Origin of the sequence: Accumulibacter sp. (assembly GCF_023806565.1) — a bacterium.
Taxonomy (GTDB): Bacteria; Pseudomonadota; Gammaproteobacteria; order Burkholderiales; family Rhodocyclaceae; genus Accumulibacter.
The window spans coordinates 1-4651 of sequence record NZ_JAMTDV010000044.1 but is presented as its reverse complement, the minus strand read 5'-3'; the positions used below and the strand labels follow the sequence as shown (position 1 = coordinate 4651).

Annotated in this window: 5 protein-coding genes; 2 read left to right on the top strand and 3 right to left on the bottom strand. The window is 65.0% G+C overall.

All coding sequences use genetic code 11. From position 1 onward, the window contains the following. Window positions 1–103, bottom strand: a 103-nt coding sequence (locus tag NFV80_RS05205; protein ID WP_295327611.1) for a dTDP-4-dehydrorhamnose 3,5-epimerase family protein, incomplete at its 3' end; no start/stop codon positions are given. 309 nt (window positions 104–412) lie between these two features. Then, window positions 413–1300: a glucose-1-phosphate thymidylyltransferase RfbA gene (rfbA, locus tag NFV80_RS05200; RefSeq protein WP_295327609.1), complete on the bottom strand. Its 888-nt coding sequence runs from the start codon at window positions 1298–1300 to the stop codon at window positions 413–415. A 231-nt stretch (window positions 1301–1531) separates the two neighbouring features. On the opposite strand from rfbA, the gene NFV80_RS05195 reads away from it, so the two are divergent. Further along, a complete protein-coding gene (locus NFV80_RS05195; RefSeq protein WP_295327606.1) occupies window positions 1532–2293 on the top strand; it encodes a methyltransferase domain-containing protein in 762 nt (253 codons plus the stop codon). A gap of 2 nt (window positions 2294–2295) precedes the next feature. Beyond that, the gene (locus NFV80_RS05190) at window positions 2296–3066 is read left to right on the top strand and encodes a TSUP family transporter (protein WP_295327604.1); all 771 of its coding nucleotides are present in this window, start codon (window positions 2296–2298) and stop codon (window positions 3064–3066) included. Here NFV80_RS05190 and NFV80_RS05185 read toward each other — a convergent pair. Next, the coding region (locus tag NFV80_RS05185; protein WP_295327602.1) for a response regulator at window positions 3063–4651 on the bottom strand (1589 nt) is incomplete at its 5' end. The two genes, NFV80_RS05190 and NFV80_RS05185, sit on opposite strands and share 4 nt — an antisense overlap.

The following is a 4651-nucleotide window of genomic DNA, read 5'->3' as shown; positions in this document are numbered from 1 at the left end:
ATTGCGCCTGGTGGAAGCTCTCGAAGAAGAAACCTCGATCGTCGCCGAAAACTTTTGGTTCCAGCAGGAAAACGTCGGGGATGGTGAGGGGCGTGGCTTGCATTCGGAAATTGCTGTCTCTTGTGGTTCCGACCCCGATGGCGATCGAGGAGAAGCAGAGGATCCTCCCCGGGAAAGTGCGTGATGGTCTCGGAAATGAGGTGTCCAGCGCGTTCCGGGTCCACCCATCGGCTGGCGTGCTGGGCCCAAGCAGCCGCACGTCAAGGTGGCCGCCAGTCTAACACATCCCACTGGGGCGAAGCTGCGACATGCGCGGGCATGCGAGCAAGGGCAACCTTGGTCCAGCGCTCGCTGCCGATGCTGACGCAAGCGGAGCACACCGCTGCCCGCCGGAGGTCAGCGGGAATCGTGATCAGTTGCCAAACGTATGTTCCTTCAGCAGGCGCAGCAGGTATTGGCCATAGCCTCCCTTCGTCAGCGGCCGCGCCAGCTCCTCAAGCTGCCCGGCATCGATCCAGCGTTGGCGGTAGGAGATTTCTTCCGGGCACGCGACCTTGAGTCCCTGACGGGTTTCGAGCGTGGCGATGAACTGGCTGGCGTCCAGCAGCGATTCGTGGGTGCCGGTGTCGAGCCAGGCGTAGCCGCGACCCATGATTTGCACGCGAAGTTTGCCCTGTTGCAGGTAGAGGCGGTTGAGATCGGTGATTTCCAGTTCGCCCCGCGCCGATGGCCTGAGCTCCCTGGCCAGGTCGACGACTTGCGAATCGTAGAAATAGAGACCCGTGACCGCATAGTTGGACTTTGGTCGCGCCGGTTTCTCTTCGAGTGAAAGCACCTGACCCTGTGCATCGAATTCCACAACCCCATAGCGTTCCGGGTCATGGACGTGATACGCAAAAACGCTGGCACCTTCCGCAAGTGCCATGGCGCTGCCGAGCAGTCGGTGAAAGTCATGACCATAGAAGATGTTGTCGCCCAATACCAGGGCCGAAGGATCTTTGCCGATGAACGAATCGCCGATAAGGAAGGCCTGCGCCAGACCGTCCGGACTGGCCTGCACGGCGTACTGCAGGTCGATTCCCCAACTCCCGCCATCACCAAGGAGTTGCTCGAAGCGCGGGGTGTCCTGCGGGGTCGAGATGATCAGGATGTCGCGTATCCCGGCCAGCATCAGCGTGCTGAGCGGGTAGTAGATCATCGGTTTGTCGAAAACCGGAAGCAGCTGCTTGCTGATCGCGAGCGTGGCCGGATGCAGCCGGGTGGCGGATCCGCCGGCGAGAATGATTCCCTTACGTGCCATTCGCAGGCTTTCCATCGAACGTGTTGACCGACGATCCTGTCGCGCCTGCTGTCGTCGTTCGGCGTCACGGTTCCGGCGGACAGCCACGTGGCGCAGGCACGCGCGACCGGGTAGCGCGAGTAGAATGTCCGCGATCTTACCGCATTCCGTCCTTCCGCGAGACGTTCCCCGTTTCCGCCGCGCACTGGAAGGGCGCCGCACAAACCACCTGACGCGAGAAGTGACCGACCAGTGACCTGGGACCCCGAACAATACCTCAAGTTTGTCGATGCCCGCAGCCGGCCGGCCCTCGATCTGCTGGCCAGACTGGCTGGCGAATCGCCCCGGTCGATCGTCGATCTCGGCTGTGGCGCGGGCAACATCACCCGGCTGCTCGCCGAGCGCTGGCCTGCCGCGCAGGTTGTCGGTATCGACGGCGATCCGGCGATGCTTGCAAAAGCGGCGGCAACCGCTTCGGGAATCGTCTGGCAGCAGGCGGAGATTGCCGATTGGCACGCCGCAGGTGCGCCGGACCTGATCTTCTCGAACGCCGCCCTGCATTGGCTGGGCGACCACCCGCGCCTCCTGCCCCGCCTGCTCGACCAACTCGCGCCGGGTGGCGTGCTGGCGGTGCAGATGCCGGCCAATTTCGCCGCCGCGTCGCACCGGATTCTGCGCGAACTGGCCGCCGAGAGCAGTTGGCGGGATGCTCTCGGCGCTGCGCGCATGGGCGGCGTGCTGTCGCCGGGCGCCTACCATCAGCTCCTGCGAGCGCACTGTCGGCAACTGGAATTGTGGGAGACCACCTACTGGCAGTTGCTTGCCGGTGACGACGCCGTCTGCGAGTGGATGAGGGGAACCACCTTGTTGCCCTATCTGGCGCGGCTCGACGCCGTCGCCGGTGAACGCTTCGTCGACGACTATCGGCAGCGACTGCGTGCCGCATATCCGCAGCAGGCCGACGGCAGCACGCTTTTTCCGTTTACCCGAATCTTTTTCGTCGCCCGGCGCTGACGGTGGCAGTCGACCCTCTGCTGCTTGCCGGCCTGGCCATCGCCGCGCTCTTCGCCGGTTTCATCGACGCCGTCGTCGGCGGCGGCGGACTGATCCAGATCCCGGCGCTGTTCAACGCCTTGCCGCAAGAACTTCCGGCGACCCTGTTTGGTACCAACAAGTTTTCGAGTGTCTTCGGTACCAGCAATGCGGCATGGCGCTACGCGCGCCGCGTCGAAATGCCCTGGCGAACGACGCTGCCGGCGGCGCTGGCAGCGTTTGCCTGCTCGTATCTCGGCGCGATGGCGGTCGCCTGGCTACCGCCGGCGATGCTGCGCCCATTGATTCTGCTGCTGCTCGTCGGCGCCGCGGTCTATACCTTCAGCCGCCGCGACTTCGGCGCGACGCATCGGCCGCAGCACACCGGCAGGCGCGAGTTCGTCTATGCGGTCATGCTGGGTGGCGGCATCGGCTTCTACGATGGCTTCTTCGGCCCGGGAACCGGCAGTTTTCTGATCTTTCTCTTCGTCCGTTTCTTCGGCTTCGACTTTCTGCACGCGTCGGCCGCGTCGAAGGTGGTCAATGTTGCCACCAACCTTGCCGCTCTCGCCTTCTTTGTCCCGCATGGTCACGTCCTGCCGCTGCTCGCCGTGCTGATGGCCGGCTGCAACGTCCTCGGCTCCTTCATCGGGGCGCACCTTGCGCTGCGCCACGGCAGCGGCTTCGTCCGGAAAGCGTTCCTGTGCGTGGTCGGCGTCTTCATCCTCAAGTTCGCCTACGATACCTTCGCCTAGCTTCGCCCCTGCTCGCGCGCTGTCGCCGAGGCGGCGGCCGTCCCGTCGCTGATGCCGTACTTGCGCGCCACGTGCTGGTACAACTCGCGCGCCGACGTCACCTTGGCGTTGCGTGCGTCCTTGGCCTGCGCCAGTTGCAGGAAGCGCAGCCCACGCCTGGCCAACGCCGGATCCCAGCCGCGGCGGTCGAGCAAGGTGAAGATCGCTTTCGTCGCGTTGACCAGGAACTGCAGGTTGGGAATGCGCTCGGCTGCCTCGACCAGCAGTTTCACCGAGCCCTCGACGTCGCCGCGACGCGCGGCGAGCACGCCACGATTGTTGAGTTCGACGATTTCCCGCCCCACCTGCGCGAGCAGCGCGCGGCCCTCGTCTTCCTTGCCGACGCGGGCGTAGAGGCTCTGCACCTGGTCGATGAGCATGCGATCCTCGTGGTTCTCGGCGGCCACCTTGCGCACGATGGCGCGCGCGCTTTCTGCGTTGCCGGTGACCAGGCAGGCATGCGCCAGGTCGAGCGCGAGCCGCTCCGAGATCGTCCCGGCCATGCCTTCGGCCTTCACTGCGTCGTGTTCCAGGAGTGCCTTTTCCAGTGCCCGTTTGGCCCTGGCGTGCTCACCTTCCTGACTTGCGCAGAGGCTTTCCATGACCAGCGCCGCCAGCTCGCCTTGCCGCTTGCCCTGCCAGTCGCGACGCAGTCCTTCGCTCACCAGCCGGGCGCCCGTCGTGTGTCCGCGCTCCAGCATCACGCGCGCGAGATTCGTATAGTCGTCGATACTGCGCAGCGACGAATTGCGGCGTCGCTCGAGCACCTTGCCATACGCTTTTTCCGCCACCGGCAGGTCCCGATTGCGGGCAGCCACGTCGCCGACCATCCGTTGCCGGGTCGAGTTGTTCGGCGAAATCTCCGCCGCGCGCTGCAGCACCGCCTGTGCTTCCGGCAGCTTGCCGATCGCTTCCCGCACCTCGGCAAGGAAGTCGTAGGCGGCGACGAATTGCGGGTGGCTGTCGACCAGCGCCTGCCCGACCGCCTCGGCTTCGGCCAGTTTCTGTTGCCCGCGCAAGGCGATGCCGAGACCCATGCGCGCCCAGGGCAGATGGCGTTGCGCCAGCACCTGCTGGTAGACGATCTGCGCTTCCGCATGCCTGCCCAGTGCATTCAGCAGCTCGCCCTTGAGGCGCAAGGCGTCGAAGAGAAAGCCGCTGTCCTGTCCGAGCAGGCGCTCGCAGGCCGCCAGCGCTTCCGCGTCGAGGCCGCTGTCCATACGCTCGTAGACCGTCGCGAAGAAGCGCTTCCGGTTGAGCGCACGCGCCAGCCGGGCCTGCAACTCGCCGGCCGTGAAGGGCTTGATCAGATAGTCGTCGGGAGCCAGTTCGGCGACCGACACGACGTTGTGGTACGCACGCTCGCTGGTGACCATGAGGAAGACGCTGGCGCGCGGCACCAACTGCTGCTGCCGCAGTTCCTCCAGCAGTTGCTGTCCGTCACGCCCGTCTTCGAGACGGTAGTCGGAGACGATCAGGTCGAAGTGATGTCTCCTGACCTGCCGGAGGACTTCGAGCGAAGTACTGGCGTTATCGATCGAGCCGA